This window comes from Actinobacillus capsulatus DSM 19761 (genome assembly GCF_000374285.1).
Classification (GTDB): Bacteria; Pseudomonadota; Gammaproteobacteria; order Enterobacterales; family Pasteurellaceae; genus Actinobacillus; species Actinobacillus capsulatus.
This window is the reverse complement of record NZ_KB893939.1, coordinates 52,717-69,372: the sequence shown is the minus strand read 5'-3', so window position 1 is coordinate 69,372 and position 16,656 is coordinate 52,717. Positions and strand designations below refer to the sequence as shown.

Below are 16,656 nucleotides of genomic sequence, written 5' to 3'. Positions count from 1 at the left end.
GGTGTTTTGTGCAGTAGTTAACCCCGTGAACTGATAAATTGAAACCACAATATTTAGCGAAATTTTCTGAAGCAACCGTTTGCAAAAAAATTTTGAAATTTGACCGCTTGTTAAGCGTTTTTTGTCCAAAATAAATTCCTTAAAAATCAAATTTTTGCTTTTAAAATTGAGCTGTTCGCTATATCATTAACAGTTAGTTTTTAGCGTATAGTTACGCACACTCGCCCTGAAAATAATTCAGATTTTGCATTTTAATTTTATGCCCTAGGGGGAATACAAAAGTAGATGGAAAAGTTAGAACAAAAACCAATCATCGAACTACGCAATGTTACGAAAAGCTACGGTAGCAAAACGATTCTTAAAGATTTAAATTTAACCATTAATGATGGTGAATTTTTGACTATTTTAGGTCCTTCAGGTTGTGGTAAGACAACAGCATTACGTTTAATAGCGGGCTTTGAAGACTTGACTGAAGGTTCGATCATTCTTGATGGTCAAGATGTGTCTAACGTTCCTGCTGAACAACGCCCTGTAAATACGGTTTTCCAAAGCTATGCGTTATTCCCGCATATGACGATTTTTGAAAACGTTGCTTTCGGTTTACGTATGCAAAAAGTGCCAAATGACCAAATCAAACCGCGTGTAATGGAAGCATTACGTATGGTACGTTTGGAAGACCGTGCGGAGCAAAAACCAGCTCAGCTTTCAGGCGGTCAGCAACAACGTATTGCCATCGCGCGTGCGGTAGTGAATAAGCCGAAAGTTTTATTGTTGGATGAATCGCTTTCTGCACTTGACTATAAACTGCGTAAAGAAATGCAGAACGAGCTAAAAGCATTACAACGCCAATTAGGCATTACCTTTATTTTCGTTACACACGATCAAGAAGAAGCATTAACGATGTCTGATCGTATTATCGTAATGAATGGCGGTAAGATTGCGCAGGACGGTACGCCTCGTGAAATCTACGAAGAGCCGAGCAATTTATTCGTGGCTCGTTTTATCGGTGAAATCAACGTATTTGACGCAACCGTAATTGAGCGTGTTGACGCTCGCAATGTTAAAGCAAATGTAGAAGGTCGTATTTGTAATATTAAAGTTGAAGATATGGATGTGATGCCAAATCAACAATTAAAAGTGCTTTTACGTCCGGAAGATATCGTTATTGAAGAATTAGACGAAGACGAAAGCTCAAAAGCGATTATCGGTCATATTATTGATCGTAACTATAAAGGTATGACGCTAGAGTCAAGCGTACAGTTAGATCACAACGGCATGAACGTATTAGTAAGCGAATTCTTCAATGAAGATGATCCAAATATCGATCACGAAGTCGGTCAGAAAGTGGCATTAACATGGCACGAAGGCTGGGAGGTTGTACTCAATAATGAAGATTGCTAGTAACAAATTCCAAGCTGGAACAGTTTCAGTTATCTTCGGTTGGTTGTTACTTTTTGTACTTGTACCGAACTTATTGGTTCTGTTAATCAGTTTTCTTACTGAAAATCGCCAAAGTGCATACTTTGTTGATTTCGTATTTAGTCTGGATGCATATAAACAGTTGTTCAATGATACTTATGCAACGGTATTGTGGAACTCATTTAAAATGTCTGCGATTGCAACATTTTTCTGTTTAATTATCGGTTATCCGTTTGCGTTTATTATCGCGAAGATGCCAGCGAAGTTGCGTCCAATTCTATTGTTTTTAGTTGTATTGCCATTCTGGACAAACTCGCTGATCCGTATCTACGGTATTAAAATTTTCTTAGGCGTGAAGGGCGTATTAAACGAAATATTATTGGCAATCGGTTTAATTGACGAACCGCTTCGTTTATTAAACTCTGAATTGGCGATTATTATCGGTTTAGTGTATATCTTGTTACCGTTTATGATTTTACCGCTTTATTCTTCAATTGAGAAAATTGACGGTCGTTTATTAGAAGCGGCAAAAGATTTAGGTGCGAATGCGTTCCAACGTTTTGTGCGTGTAACGATTCCGCTGACAATGCCGGGGATTGTAGCAGGTTGTTTATTAGTATTATTACCTGCAATGGGAATGTTCTATGTTGCCGACTTATTAGGTGGCGGTAAAACACCATTAATCGGTAACATTATTAAGAGCTTATTCTTAAATACCAATCAGTTCGCATTAGGTTCGGCAGTAAGTATTGCACTTACCGTGTTAATGGCATTAATGCTATATGTTTATTATCGTGCAAATAAATTATTAAATAAAAAGGTGGAGCTTGAATAATGAAAAAGACATTAAGAAACTTTTTTATGTTCGTGGTGTTTGCCTACCTTTATATTCCGATTATTATTTTGGTAGTAAACTCATTTAATGCAGACCGTTACGGATTACAATGGAAAGGATTCAGTTGGAACTGGTATGAGCGTTTATTTGCAAATGATACGTTGGTTCACGCAACTATGAATTCATTGACGATTGCATTTTTTGCCGCAACGTTTTCAACTATTTTAGGTGCGTTAACTTCTATTGCGCTATACCGCTATAAATTCCGTGGTAAGCAAATGGTCGGCGGTTTGCTGTTTATCGTCATGATGTCACCGGATATCGTAATGGCAGTTTCATTATTAGTGCTATTTATGATTTTAGGTGTGCAGCTTGGTTTTATTTCGTTATTAATTGCGCATATTACTTTCTGTTTGCCTTATGTGGTGATTACTATTTCATCTCGTTTAAGTGATTTTGACGGTAAGATGTTGGAAGCTGCGAAGGATTTAGGCGCAAGTGAAGTAACGATTTTGCGTAAAATTATTTTACCGCTTGCATTACCGTCTATTATTTCCGGTTGGTTATTAAGCTTTACTATTTCGTTAGATGACGTAGTGGTTTCATCATTCGTTACCAGCCCAAGCTATGAAGTATTACCGTTAAAAATCTTCTCGCTGGTGAAAACCGGTGTGACGCCGGAAGTAAATGCATTAGCAACGATTATGATTATTTTCTCACTGACATTGGTGGTATTAAGCCAATTAGTGGTAAGAAAAAAAGCGTAATTTAATTTGATTAAAAATGGCTCGCTGATTAGCGGGCTATTTTTTTGCAAAAAATTAGCCAAAATAGACCGCTTGTTAGCCTGTTATTCTATACAGTTTTCTGTTATGCTAAGGCAAATTTTTTAGTTTGGAATAAAATCAATGATCGGAAGATTACAGGGAAAAATTATTGAAAAACAACCGCCTGAAATGGTAATTGACGTGCAGGGTGTTGGATATGAAGTGCTATTGCCGATGACGAGCTTTTACAGCTTGCCACAAGTAGGTGAAGAAGCCGCAATCTTTACGCATTTAGTGGTACGTGAAGATGCGCATTTATTATTTGGCTTTGCACAAAAGCAAGATAGAACTTTATTTCGTGAATTGATTAAAACCAACGGTGTTGGACCTAAATTAGCACTTGCAATTTTATCAGCAATGTCGGTTTCACAATTTGCGAATGCGGTAGAGCATGAAGAATTAGCCAAGTTAACCAAAATTCCTGGCATTGGGCGTAAGACAGCCGAGCGTCTATTAGTAGAGCTCAAAGGCAAATTCAAAGGTGTGGCGCAAAGTGATTTCTTTGAAGAACATTCGGTTGAAACGATTGTTGCAACACATTCGCATGCTCCTGCAGATGAAGCCCGTGATGCTTTAGTGGCGTTAGGCTATAAACTTGCTGATGCCGAGAAGATGATTAAGAAAGTGAATAAAGTGGGCGCAACCAGCGAACAATTAATTCGTGAGGCTTTAAAAGCCTCTCTTTAAAAAGTAAAAATACCTTAAATGATTGAAGCAGATAGAATAATTAGTGCCTCGCCGAGGCGTGAGGAAGAAGTCATCGATCGTGCGATTCGCCCTAAATTATTGGCGGATTATGTCGGTCAGCCGTCTGTACGAGAGCAGATGGAGATCTTTATTAAAGCGGCAAAATTGCGTGATGAGGCGTTAGATCATTTGTTGATTTTTGGTCCGCCGGGGTTGGGTAAAACCACCTTAGCCAATATCGTTGCCAATGAAATGGGGGTGAATATCCGCACAACTTCCGGGCCGGTGCTAGAGAAAGCGGGCGATTTGGCGGCAATGTTGACCAATTTAGAACCTTATGACGTATTATTTATTGATGAGATCCACCGCTTATCGCCGGCAATTGAAGAAGTGCTTTATCCGGCAATGGAAGATTATCAGTTAGATATTATGATTGGCGAAGGGCCGGCAGCGCGTTCGATTAAGCTGGATTTACCGCCGTTTACCTTAGTGGGGGCAACCACCCGTGCCGGCTCGCTAACATCTCCGTTACGCGACCGTTTTGGAATTGTACAGCGTTTAGAGTTTTACTCGGTGGATGATTTAACCTCAATCGTAAAACGTAGTGCTGATTACTTAAACTTAAATTTATCACCGGACGGCGCTTATGAAGTGGCTCGCCGTTCACGTGGTACACCTCGAATTGCCAACCGTTTATTACGCCGTGTGCGAGATTATGCCGATGTGCGTAATAATGGTGTGATTACTTCCGATATCGCCAAACAAGCGTTGGCGATGCTTGATGTAGATTCCGAAGGCTTTGACTTTATGGACATCAAATTACTACAAGCGATTGTCGAGCGCTTTGACGGAGGCCCGGTCGGCTTAGATAATTTAGCTGCAGCGATAGGTGAAGAGCGAGATACGATTGAAGACGTACTGGAGCCTTATTTAATTCAGCAAGGTTTTTTACAGCGAACGCCGAGAGGGCGTATTGCCACCAGCCGAACTTATGCGCATTTAGGTATCGCTAAGCTTGATTAAATTAAATTTAGACAAGCGGTCGAATTTCACCAAGATTTTGCAAAATGTTTTTGCAATTTTTTCGGAAAATTTGACCGCTTGTTGTTTATTTATGCTTCATCCGTATTTACAAAATGTACTATTTCAGTTACTAATTAGCTATTCTTAATTAAAAGGGAGGATTGCTAATGCTGAAATTTATTATTAGGCGCATATTGGAAGCCATTCCAACACTTTTCATTCTAATTACCTTCTCATTCTTTCTTATGCGGCTTGCTCCGGGAAGTCCGTTTACTTCTGAAAAAGCTTACCCGCCTGAAGTGATGGCTAATATTGAAGCGAAATATCACCTGAATGAACCGCTTTATAGACAATATTTTATCTATATGGATAATCTTGCCCATGGCGATTTTGGTCCCTCTTTTAAATATAAAGATCAGTCGGTTAATGATTTAATTGCTTCAGCATTTCCCGTTTCGATTAAATTAGGCGTAGTCGCATTTATTTTTGCGGTGATTATCGGCTTAACTGCCGGTATTGTGGCGGCATTAAAGCAAAATAGTAAATGGGATTACATCGTGATGGGATTTGCCATGACCGGGGTAATTATGCCGAGTTTCGTATTTGCGCCGCTGCTGGTTTTATTTTTTGCGATTCACTTACAATGGCTTCCGGCAGGTGGCTGGAACGGCGGTCAACTCTATTATATGGTGCTACCGGTACTTTCGCTTACCATTGGCTATGTTGCCGGACTTGCCCGTATTACTCGTGGTTCAATGATAGAAATTCTCCATTCAAATTATATTCGCACGGCAAAAGCCAAAGGCGTGCCAATGTGGAAAATCATTTTTAAACACGCCTTAAAACCCGCATTAATTCCTGTCATTACTTATCTTGCGCCCGCCTTTATCGGCATTATTACCGGTTCAATGGTGATTGAAAGTGTCTTCGGCTTGCCGGGATTAGGTCAGCTATTTGTAAATGGAGCTTTAAATCGAGACTATTCTTTAGTGTTGAGCTTAACCATATTGGTTGGCACTTTAACCATTTTATTTAATGCGATCGTAGATATTTTATATGCGGTGATTGACCCGAAAATTCGTGATAGCTAGGAAGGAAATATGCAAATAGATAAAAACCAAAACTTTTCGGAAAATCTCGCTTCAGTTAATACAGCAATGGTATTGGAAGGGCGCAGCTTATGGCAAGATGCTCGTCGCCGTTTTTTTCGTAATAAGGCAGCAGTTGCTAGCTTATTTATGTTGCTGTTAATCGTGCTATTTATCACTTTTGTACCAATGCTAATGCCGTTTAGTTACGAAGATACCGATTGGAATATGATGAGTACCGCACCGGATGTTAAATCCTTGCATTATTTTGGCACAGACGCTTCAGGGCGAGATCTGATGGTGCGTGTCGCTATGGGCGGCAGAATATCGTTGATGGTCGGCATTGCCGGCGCTTTGGTGGCTGTAATTATCGGTACTATTTACGGCGCTATTTCAGGCTATGTAGGCGGCAAAGTAGATAGCGTAATGATGCGTTTTCTTGAAATTTTAAGCTCATTTCCGTTTATGTTCTTCGTCATTTTATTGGTGACTTTATTTGGGCAAAATATTTTCTTAATTTTTGTGGCAATCGGTATGATTGCTTGGCTAGGGCTAGCTCGTATCGTACGAGGGCAAACATTAGCGCTTAAAAATAAAGAATTTATTGAAGCGGCAATTGTGTGCGGTGTTTCTCGCCGTCAGATTATTTGGCGTCACATTATTCCGAATGTACTTGGCTTAGTGGTGGTGTACGCTTCGCTGGAAGTGCCTTCACTGATTTTATTCGAATCATTTTTAAGTTTCTTAGGGCTGGGTACTCAAGAACCAATGAGTAGTTGGGGCTCATTGCTAAGCGATGGAGCCGCTCAGATGGAAACTTCTCCTTGGTTGCTCGGATTTCCGGCTTTTTTCCTTTGCTTAACGTTATTTTGTTTCAATTTTATTGGCGATGGTCTGCGTGACGCATTAGATCCAAAAGATAAATAAAAACAGGAGTGAAGGATGAAATTATTAGAAGTTAAAAATTTAGACGTATATTTAAAAGCGGAAGATCGTTTTTCACATACGGTGCGTTCCGTGTCTTTTTCGCTGGAAAAAGGGCAGACTCTTGCCATTGTCGGTGAGTCTGGTTCCGGTAAATCGGTCACCTCGATGTCAATTATGCAATTATTGCCGAAAAATATTGTGCAATATGGCAAACATTCTCAAATTATATTTGAAGATAAGGATATTTTGACGCTTACGGAAGCCGAAATGCAAGCAATACGAGGCGATCGTATCGGGATGATTTTCCAAGAGCCAATGACTTCTTTAAATCCCTATATGCCGATTGGTGAACAAGTTGCAGAAGCGGTGATGACACATACGCCGAATATGATCAAACAAAAGGCGGAAGCGTTGACCTTGGCGGCATTACAGAAAGTAAAAATTCCAAATGCGGAAAAGAAATTAAAGTGTTATCCGCACGAGTTTTCCGGTGGGCAGTTACAACGCATTATGATTGCGATGGCAATTATTAATAAACCGGATTTATTGATTGCTGATGAGCCGACTACTGCATTGGATGTCACGACACAGGCGGAAATTTTGGATTTAATGCTGGAATTACAAGCCGAAATGGGCATGGCGATTATCCTCATTTCGCACGATTTGCGTTTAGTGCAAAAATACAGTGATGATGTTTGTGTAATGAAATCCGGTGAAATTGTGGAACGTGGTAAAACCGCCGATGTTTTTGCACAACCAAAGCATCCTTATACGATGGAGCTTTTAACGCCTATTCCGAGTCATTTCAAAAACACGCAAAGTGAACCGGCTAAATTGTTGATTAATGCAAAAAATATCGAAGTCGATTATGTGTTACAGCGCTCTTTCTGGGGAAAAACGAAGAAAGTGTTTAATGCGGTAAAAGATATTTCGTTCCAGCTAAATGTGGGAGAAACGCTTGGCATTGTCGGAGAATCCGGCTCGGGAAAATCTACATTAGGGCGAGCGATCATGCAAATTCTGGATTATCAGGGCAAAGTTGAATTTGACGGTCAAGTGATTTCTGCCTTATCAAAAAGTGATCGCCAATCTTTAAAACGAAATATGCAAATGGTGTTCCAAGATCCATTTAATTCTCTTTCTCCACGCTTAACGGTAGGTGAAATTATCGGAGAAGGGTTAGCGGTTCATTATCCGCAGATGACGAAAGCGGAACGCAGAGAAAAAGTGCAAAAAATGTTAGAAGAGGTGAATTTAAGCCCCGCGATGATCAATCGTTACCCTCATGAATTCTCAGGGGGACAGCGGCAACGCATCGCAATTGCCCGCGCGATTATTTTAGAACCTAAATTCGTGTTATTAGATGAACCGACTTCCGCACTGGATCGTTCTACACAGTTAACCGTGGTTGAATTGCTTAATCGTTTACAACAAAAATATGGTTTAAGTTACCTATTTATCAGCCATGATCTTGCGGTCGTACGAGCGTTAAGTGACAAAGTAATCGTGATGAGTAAAGGTGAAGTGGTGGAAAGCGGCAGCGCTCAACAAATTTTTGAGCAACCAAAACATGCTTACACGCAACGTTTAATTGAAGCTTCTCATTTAGCCTAGGCTGGCTAGAGAGATAATACAAGCGGTTAAATTTCCTGAAAATTTCGGTATTATGTAGCAAATGCACAAATCAGTTTGTAGGAGTGGATCGATGTGTCCGCCCTTGATAGACAATATTCCTTATTGATTTTTCTTGGGCGAACACATCGGTTCGCCCCTACGTTTCATTTATCAATAATTTTGTGCAACAGCTACATAATACTGGAAAATTTTGCAAAAAACTTAGGAAATTTAACCGCTTGTTTATGATGTTTAAGCGATACGGGTAAATTTCAATAGCATTGCGGAAGCTGGGTCAATAATCGGTAAGCCTAAACCGACTTTTGCCAGCCATTCACTGTTAATGACAACTTTTTCACCGTTTAATGCTTTTACCATCCATTCCGGTAATTTTTTCATCAAATGACCAAACTTTCCTTCGGCAAAGTTACGAGGTAAATCCAGAATTTCTACTTGATAATTGCCTTGTTTGAGATATGGCAGACGTAGCGATTCTTGACGTAAGTAATCGAGCATTGCAAGTTGGCTGATTAAAATCACCGCTTGTGAGCTATCTTGAGCCACAACACCGTTAACTAAACAAGCCGGATCTTGGCGGTCTAGACGGAATGCTGTGCCGCTATGTAATATCTCTCGCAAGGATTTATGTAACGCGATATATTTGGCAAAATTTTTGCGTTCTTCTTCGCCTTCTTTCACTGGATCTAACTCCACGCCCATATGACCGAATAAGGCGGTTAAACCGCGGAAATTTGCATCTAATTTGCGGTATGTGGTGTGGCAATGGAAGCCGCCGATATGTGCGCCCATAATTTCAGGCGGATAGAAGTAACTAAAACCACGTTGGATTGTTTGGCGTTCGAGTGCATCGTTATCATCGGAAGTCCAAAAACGTTGTGAGCGTTTTAACACCTCGTAATCGATACGACCGCCGCCGGAAGAGCAAGCTTCAAATTCAACATTCGGATATTTTTCACAAAGCACATCGCACAAGCGATAGAAGGCTTCGGTTTGTTTGGTTACCGCGGCTTTGCCTTGGTGAGCGCCTTGTACGATACGACGGTTCATATCCCATTTTACGTAATCAATATCGTGATTACCGAGCAACCAATCCATTCGTTCTACTAAATAGTCAAACACTTCCGGATTGCAAAGGTCTAGTATAAATTGATTGCGTTCGGCAGGCTGATCGTAACCTTCGACCGCTAATAACCAATCGGGGTGTTGTTGGTAAAGTTTGGTTGGTTTGTTGATCATTTCTAACTCAACCCAAATCCCGAATTGCATACCGAGAGCTTTTACCGCTTTGACCACTGGTGTTAAACCGTTTGGATATTTGCGTTCGTCTAAATACCAATCGCCTAAACCGCCGAAATCATCATCACGTCCAATAAACCAACCGTCATCAATAATAAAACGTTCTACGCCCATTTCTGCGGCAGCTTTTGCCATGGCGATAATATGTTCCGGTTTGTGGTCGAAGTAAACGCCTTCCCAAATATTGAGGTGTACCGGACGAGTTTTACCTTGAGGGAAATGCAGAATATTTTCACGTACGTATTGGTGGAATTGCTGGCTCATACCGTTTAAGCCTTGGTTAGAGGCGGTTGCATAAACCCAAGGGGTCGCAATCTCTTCATCTTGTGCTAGTGTGATTTCCCCCGGAAAGTACAAAGCTTCCAATTGCACGCTACGTCTGCCTCGAATATCAATATCGGCACGAATACGGTGGTTTCCGCTCCAAGCCAAATGGAAGCCCCACACATCGCCTTTTTGTTCTTTATAGCCTTCTTTACCGACAATCAAAATTGGCGGATATTCGTGAGAAGTTCGACCTACACGATTTTCCTGAATAAAACCGCCATGTTTGAGGCCTTGGCGATTCGGTTGGAATTCTCTTACCCAGCGACCGTAGAACGTACAGACTTCATCGGCAAATTCAGGCAATGGAAGTGTCACGGCAAGGCGGTTTACGTTATAAGGAACGGCTTTTAAATTACGTAATTTATTCCGTGTTTTTAATACGGAAGTCGCTTTGTCTAATACAAATTCGCTACTAAATTCTAAACCGGCAATTTCATCCGTTTGGTGGATAATCAAGTAGTCATTTTGTTGTTCAATTTTACTTAATTTGAACACCGGCATTGAGTCTAAACCATTGCGATGACCTTCAACGGAAGACGATTCAAAATAGCCACGTCCGTTTTCCGCCACAAGTGAAACCGGCACGTCAATATCTAAACCACCGTTTGTTACACCTGAATAGCTGAGCCAAGCATTGGTCGGCTCAAATTGCGCTAATTTTTCTCCCCAATAGAGAATTTGAGGATTATCTGAAGCATTAATGATCAGATCGTTTTGGTTGCTGGATAATCGAATGATGTTGTTCATATTAAATTCCTTATTTGCAAAATTTGAGAGACATTTATTCACTGCCGTTGGCAAAACCAATGTTCAAAAAGCTCTGCTTTTTGTAACCGCTTGTTAAGCGCCTCTGGTATTGCGTTTGTGTAATTGATAGCGTTCTTGCATATTCATTTTGCCGGTTAAGGTGAAAATGGAGAGAAGGGTAAAGCCTAATGCCACACAGCCTAAAATAAAGTAAGTATCTTGATAACCGAATTTGTCATACCAACCTCCAACGGCAGAAGAAGCAAGCATATTTCCGACTTGTTTGATGAATTGGCAGGCGACCATATAGATAGTGGCAGAGAAGTGAACTTCAAACACGTTACTGATATATTTGAATAAGCCAACTAGATAGAACGGTACTTCAAACATATGTAGCATTTTGAGTACCACAACGTGCCATGCTTCCGTTGCGTATGAAGAACCGATAATACGAATTGTCATAATAAAACCGGCAACCAATAGGGCATTTTTAGCCCCCATACGGTTGATAACCAGTGGTACAAAGAACATGATTGCTGCATTTAAAAATTCGCCCATAGTGGTGACATAACCAAATACCTCAATCCCTTCTTCTTTAGAATTGAAGAACGTATTAAAGAAGTTACCGAATTGTTGGTCGAAAATATCATAGGTACAAGCTACACCGACAACATAAGCAAGTAATGCCCAGAAGCGAGGAAGTTTAAAGAGTTTGAATGCTTGTTTAAGACTTACTGGGTTTGTGTTTGCCCCAAGTTGTGCCATTACGGAAGCAGTCGAATTTTGCTCCGGTTTTGCAAGTGCCACTAACACGAGTAACACGACCGCACCGGCTGAGCCGAGCCAGAAAACGGAATCCGGATCTTTACTATATAAAATACCTGCAATCGAAGCACAGATCCCCCAGCCCATCATACCGAACATACGTGCACGTCCGTATTCAAAGTTACTTTGACGGCTGACACGTTCTACATAAGCTTCGGATGCGCCGGCACCACCGGAGAATACAAATCCCATATAAATACCGCCAACGATAGCGCCCATCCAAATATTAGTTTTAAGCATTGGAGCGAAGATATAAATAAAGAATGGCGCATAGAAGAGAAGGGCAATCGCAACTGCCCAAAGCATATGTTTTTTGACGCCGAGTTTGTCGGTCACATAGCCGAAAATCGGTTGGAAACAGAGAGCAAAGAATGACATTGCAGCGAATACGATACCTCGTTCTTCACCGGTTAATCCGTTTATATCACCTAGCCAAATTCCTAAGAATGGATAGCAGGTCGCCATAATAAAGAAATAGGTAAAGAAGTAACCGCTGAATACGAAATAGTTACGGTTTCCCCAGTAATAAGCTTTATTTTGTGATTGTGCTTGCATAATAAAACACCTTCTATTGTTGATTTGATATGCAAAAATGTTAACGTTATCATTTTGTTTTGCAAGAGGAGAATATTTGAAATTGTGATTTAAATCACAATTTTTAACGTTAACATTTTAAATTTGTGAGCAAGATCACAGCTATTTTTGAATAATTCTTTAGGGAGAATTGATTCGCTAAAAGATACGGGGTAAAGTGCATAGTGACTGATAAATGCATTTTAATTATCTATTTCTCTTTTTTGTTTACTATTAATATTTTTATGGCTTCCCTAAAAGATGTGGCAAGGTTGGCGGGCGTATCGCTAATGACGGTTTCTAGAGCGATTAATAACCCCGAACAACTTTCTGAAAAAACACGCAAAGCAGTACAAAATGCGATTGAGCAATTAAATTATGTTCCGAATATTGCTGCGCAGAAAATTCGTGGTGTGAGTGAAAATACAATAGGTGTTTTATCGTTTAGCACCGCAACAACGCCGTTTTCGGTCGAGATTTTACTTGCGATTGAAAAAACCGTACGTCAGTACGGTTGGAATTCGTTTGTGATCAATACCTTTGAAGATGATGAGCAAGATGTTGAAAAAGCCGTTGAGTTATTGCTTTCTCATCGTCCGACAGCCATTATCATTACCCGTCACGGGCTAAAAAAAATTAAGATTCCGAAACGTTTGGCATCATTACCGATTGTACTGGCAAACTGTGTAACGGATGATTTGCAAGTAGCGAGCTATATTCCCAATGATTTTCAAGGGCAAGCCGATGTGACGCGTTTATTGCTAGAGAAAGGTTATAAAAAGCCGCTTTGTTTATATATTCCGCATAATGCGATTGCAGCGAAAGAGCGACAAAAGGGCTTTCAAGCGGTCTGGTTTTCACAAAAAAATGCAAATGTACCGACCGAATTTTTTATGAATGAAAGCGATGACTATTTAGAAGGTGCGGATCGACTTAAAGATATTTTGGCATCAGATTCCGAACATTTTGACTATGATGTGATTGTGTGTGGAAATGATCGGATTGCGATGCTTGCTTATCAGCTATTACTCGCGCGTGGATTACGTATTCCGCAAGATGTTGCGGTTGTCGGCTATGACAATATGGTCGGAGTGGCTCATCTGTTTTTACCATCGCTCACCACGGTACAATTACCTCATTACCAGATGGGGGAACAAGCGGCACTGCACTTAATCGAAGGGCGAAAAACCAATAAAGTTCAGCCGATTGATTGTCCGCTCATTGTGAGAGAATCGTGCTAACATAAAGAAATAAGCGGTCGGATTTTGCCAAAAATTTGGCATTATGTAGCAGTTTCACAAAGTTCACTTAACTAAAATCCTTGTAATTTCTACTCATTACAAGGATTTTTTATTTATAAGCGGTGTTGATTTTAGTAGAATTTGTTTGACATTTATTTTCAAAGGATCATCATAATGACAGCACAGCACAGCACAGCACAGCACAGCACAGCCTTGCACAACTTATTACTAAATTGCAAGACATTTTTCAAATCAATCAACCTGATTTAGATTTCGGTATTTACCGTATCCTCAATTCTCGCCAAACGCAAATTAACGAATTTCTACAAAAAACGTTACCAGCCAAAATCAATGCTGCATTGAACGGCAATTTTGAACAAGCAAACAGCGTTTACAACCATCTCTACACTTTCTTTTCACGCTATTACGACCAAGGCGATTTTATTAGCCAACGCCGTTACAAAGGCGACACCTACGCCATTCCCTACGCAGGCGAAGAAGTGATTTTGCACTGGGCGAATAAGGACCAGTATTACACCAAATCGAGCGAAAATTTTAGTAATTACGCTTTTGCATTGGAAAATGGCAAAAAAGTGCAATTCCGCCTAGTGGAAGCTGATACGGCAAAAGATAATCGCAAAGATAACGATCAAACCCGAGTATTTGCCTTAATTGAGCCGAAAATCAACACTGAATTAGACGAAAATGGCGATGAAATTCAAATGGATATTCTGCCGATTGAAGAGAATGGCGATTTACTCACGATTCGTTTTGAATACAAAGCGGTAAATAAAAAAGAAAAGCAAGCGGATTACATCACGCAAGCGGTGGAAAAAATCCAAAATATTGCGATTTCTGACGAATTTAAAGGTATTTTTGACCCAATGCCAACAGAGAAAAATAAAAATCGTACGTTGTTAGAAAAATACCTTACCGACTACACTACTAAAAATACCGCCGATTATTTTATTCACAAAAATCTCGGCAAGTTTTTAAATCAAGAGTTGGATTTTTATATTAAAAATGAAGTGATGAACTTGGATAATATTCAAGACAGCACCGATTTTTCGCATATTGAGCAAAACTTACAAACCATCAAAACTCTAAAAACAGTAGCAAAAGAAATCATCGCCTTTTTAGCCCAATTAGAAGATTTCCAAAAGAAATTGTGGCTGAAAAAGAAATTTGTCGCAGGTTGCCATTATTTGATCACGCTCGATCACTTAAATGAAGAACAAGTGCAGACGGCATTAAATAATCCAAAACAAACCGCCCAATGGCAAGCTCTAGTTAACGTGGAGACAAGCGGTCTAAATGTGGCAGAAATTTGCAAAAATTACCCGCACTTGGTGGTGGATACCTCTTTATTTGAACCGAAATTCCAAGCCGAAGTATTGGGTGAAATTGAGCATTTGGACGACAAAACTAACGGCTTGCTAATCCATTCCGATAACTTCCAAGCCCTGAATTTATTGCAGGAAAGATATAAAGAACAGGTGAAATGTATTTATATTGATCCGCCGTATAATACGGAAGATGACCGTGAAAAAGGCGATTTTTTATATAAAGATAGTTTTGAAAAATCAACTTGGATTGCTATGTTTGAAAATCGTTTAATGTTAGGTAAACCGCTTTTAAGTCAAGAAGGTTTGCTTGCTTGCCATATGGACGAACACGAACATTTATCTTTGGAATACTTAATTCAGCAGGAATTTTCCGATGGCGATATGGGTAAACTGGTTTGGGATAAACGAAATCCAAAAGGCGATGCCAAAGGTTTATCTGCTCAACACGAATATATTCATTTTGCAGTAAAAAACACCAATTATCTAAACGAAGAAGAGGCTTTTGTTAGAAATAAAGCAAATGCAGAAGCCATGCTTGATAAAGTAGAAAAACTAATTAAAAAACATGGAATTACCGAAAAAGCAAGAAAAGAGTATAAGGAATGGTTAAAAGAAAATAAAGATAAATTATCAGGTGGAGAAAAGGCTTATAATCAAATTGATGAAAATGGCGATATTTTTCAATCGGTTTCTATGGCTTGGCCAAATAAGAAAAAAGCCCCCGATGAATACTTTATCCCATTGATACACCCTATTACTCAAAATCCTTGTCCTGTACCTGCTCGTGGCTGGCGTAACCCGCCTGAAACCATGAAAAAACTATTAGAAAAAGATTTAATATTATTTGGAGAAGATGAAACCACTCAACCAAGAAGAAAATATCTTTTAAAGGAAAATCTAACAGAAAATGTATCATCACTTTATTATATGGGGAGTAGTGATGATGAATTATTTAAGCATATGAATTTTGAATTTGACAATCCAAAACCAATTCAAGCGAGTAAATATTTTTTATCTATTACCGCCAGACCGAAAAGCTCTTTAATCCTAGACTACTTCGCAGGCTCTGGCACAACCGCCCACGCTGTGATTAACCTAAACCGTGAAGATGGCGGTAATCGCAAATATATCTTGGTGGAGCAGGGCGAGTATTTTGATAGCGTGCTAAAACCACGAGTACAAAAAGTGATTTTCGCCAAAGAATGGAAAGACGGCAAACCGCAAGTGGAGAATGGGGCGTTTGGTGGCGTATCGCAAATTGTCAAAGTGTTAAAACTGGAAAGCTACGAAGACACGCTCAACAATTTGGCATTGCGTAAACCTGCGCAAGATTTGGCGGATATGGGCTTATCAGAGACGGTTCAAAATGACTATTTGCTGAATTATATGCTTGACGTGGAAAGCCGAGGTTCGTTGCTCAATACGCAACATTTCGCCAAACCGTTTGATTATCAGCTCAACATTGCCACCACGTCTGCGGGAGCGTATGAGGCGAAAACCATTGATTTGGTGGAAACCTTTAACTATTTGATTGGGTTGAGGGTGGACGAAATTGATGATCAGCGTGAAAAACGTGGTTGGGTTACCGTCAAAGGTCAGTTAGCAAACGGCGACAATGCTTTAATTATTTGGCGTGATTGCGAGAAAGTCGGCTACGAAGCGTTGAATGATTTTATCCGAAAAAATGCTTACGGACTGGAAGATAAAGCTGAATATAGCTCGGAAACCTTTAAGGTGGTCTATATCAATGGCGATCACAATGTGCCAACCGTCTTTGCCGACAGCGATGAGAGTGTGAAAACGCTTAAGGTGCGGTCGATTGAAGCGGAATTTTTGAGCAGAATGTTTGGGGAATGATAA

General features: G+C 40.0%; 12 protein-coding genes. 10 read left to right on the top strand and 2 right to left on the bottom strand.

The window, feature by feature from the left end:
- Nucleotides 1-285: 285 nt before the first annotated feature.
- From potA to C228_RS0107670, 8 genes are all read left to right on the top strand, one after another.
- Entirely contained in the window at nt 286-1,401 is a 1,116-nt protein-coding gene (potA, locus tag C228_RS0107705) for a spermidine/putrescine ABC transporter ATP-binding protein PotA (RefSeq protein WP_018652079.1), read from the top strand.
- Nucleotides 1,388-2,254 (top strand): spermidine/putrescine ABC transporter permease PotB, encoded by an 867-nt coding sequence (gene potB, locus C228_RS0107700; protein ID WP_018652078.1) that lies wholly within the window; start codon nt 1,388-1,390, stop codon nt 2,252-2,254. The genes potA and potB overlap by 14 nt, the downstream gene beginning before the upstream one ends.
- The gene (potC, locus tag C228_RS0107695) at nt 2,254-3,021 is read left to right on the top strand and encodes a spermidine/putrescine ABC transporter permease PotC (protein WP_014991849.1); all 768 of its coding nucleotides are present in this window, start codon (nt 2,254-2,256) and stop codon (nt 3,019-3,021) included. The genes potB and potC overlap by 1 nt, the downstream gene beginning before the upstream one ends.
- A 141-nt stretch (nt 3,022-3,162) precedes the next feature.
- Nucleotides 3,163-3,768, top strand: coding sequence for a Holliday junction branch migration protein RuvA (gene ruvA / locus C228_RS0107690; RefSeq protein ID WP_018652077.1), 606 nt, complete (start codon nt 3,163-3,165; stop codon nt 3,766-3,768).
- Between the two features lie 18 nt (nt 3,769-3,786).
- A complete protein-coding gene (gene ruvB, locus C228_RS0107685) occupies nt 3,787-4,791 on the top strand; it encodes a Holliday junction branch migration DNA helicase RuvB (protein WP_018652076.1) in 1,005 nt (334 codons plus the stop codon).
- 167 nt (nt 4,792-4,958) lie between these two features.
- The gene (gene oppB, locus C228_RS0107680; RefSeq protein WP_018652075.1) at nt 4,959-5,882 is read left to right on the top strand and encodes an oligopeptide ABC transporter permease OppB; all 924 of its coding nucleotides are present in this window, start codon (nt 4,959-4,961) and stop codon (nt 5,880-5,882) included.
- 9 nt (nt 5,883-5,891) lie between these two features.
- A complete protein-coding gene (oppC, locus tag C228_RS0107675; RefSeq protein ID WP_018652074.1) occupies nt 5,892-6,806 on the top strand; it encodes an oligopeptide ABC transporter permease OppC in 915 nt (304 codons plus the stop codon).
- 15 nt (nt 6,807-6,821) lie between these two features.
- Nucleotides 6,822-8,420: an ABC transporter ATP-binding protein gene (locus C228_RS0107670; protein WP_018652073.1), complete on the top strand. Its 1,599-nt coding sequence runs from the start codon at nt 6,822-6,824 to the stop codon at nt 8,418-8,420.
- A gap of 252 nt (nt 8,421-8,672) precedes the next feature.
- Here C228_RS0107670 and C228_RS0107665 read toward each other — a convergent pair whose 3' ends face one another.
- Entirely contained in the window at nt 8,673-10,811 is a 2,139-nt protein-coding gene (locus C228_RS0107665; RefSeq protein ID WP_018652072.1) for an alpha-galactosidase, read from the bottom strand.
- A gap of 93 nt (nt 10,812-10,904) precedes the next feature.
- A complete protein-coding gene (locus tag C228_RS0107660; protein WP_018652071.1) occupies nt 10,905-12,191 on the bottom strand; it encodes an MFS transporter in 1,287 nt (428 codons plus the stop codon).
- A gap of 263 nt (nt 12,192-12,454) precedes the next feature.
- On the opposite strand from C228_RS0107660, the gene C228_RS0107655 reads away from it, so the two are divergent.
- Nucleotides 12,455-13,450 (top strand): LacI family DNA-binding transcriptional regulator, encoded by a 996-nt coding sequence (locus C228_RS0107655; protein WP_026313237.1) that lies wholly within the window; start codon nt 12,455-12,457, stop codon nt 13,448-13,450.
- 233 nt (nt 13,451-13,683) lie between these two features.
- Complete coding sequence (locus tag C228_RS0107650; RefSeq protein ID WP_018652069.1) at nt 13,684-16,653, top strand: site-specific DNA-methyltransferase; 2,970 nt, start codon at nt 13,684-13,686, stop codon at nt 16,651-16,653.
- The last annotated feature ends 3 nt before the right edge of the window (nt 16,654-16,656 follow it).

Coding starts and splice junctions, on each gene's coding strand:
- ruvA (WP_018652077.1), top strand. CDS start 3,163: ATGATCGGAAGATTACAGGGAAAAATTATTGAAAAACAACCGCCTGAA.
- C228_RS0107665 (WP_018652072.1), bottom strand. CDS start 10,811: ATGAACAACATCATTCGATTATCCAGCAACCAAAACGATCTGATCATT.
- C228_RS0107655 (WP_026313237.1), top strand. CDS start 12,455: ATGGCTTCCCTAAAAGATGTGGCAAGGTTGGCGGGCGTATCGCTAATG.
- potC (WP_014991849.1), top strand. CDS start 2,254: ATGAAAAAGACATTAAGAAACTTTTTTATGTTCGTGGTGTTTGCCTAC.
- oppB (WP_018652075.1), top strand. CDS start 4,959: ATGCTGAAATTTATTATTAGGCGCATATTGGAAGCCATTCCAACACTT.
- C228_RS0107660 (WP_018652071.1), bottom strand. CDS start 12,191: ATGCAAGCACAATCACAAAATAAAGCTTATTACTGGGGAAACCGTAAC.
- potA (WP_018652079.1), top strand. CDS start 286: ATGGAAAAGTTAGAACAAAAACCAATCATCGAACTACGCAATGTTACG.
- oppC (WP_018652074.1), top strand. CDS start 5,892: ATGCAAATAGATAAAAACCAAAACTTTTCGGAAAATCTCGCTTCAGTT.
- C228_RS0107670 (WP_018652073.1), top strand. CDS start 6,822: ATGAAATTATTAGAAGTTAAAAATTTAGACGTATATTTAAAAGCGGAA.
- ruvB (WP_018652076.1), top strand. CDS start 3,787: ATGATTGAAGCAGATAGAATAATTAGTGCCTCGCCGAGGCGTGAGGAA.
- potB (WP_018652078.1), top strand. CDS start 1,388: ATGAAGATTGCTAGTAACAAATTCCAAGCTGGAACAGTTTCAGTTATC.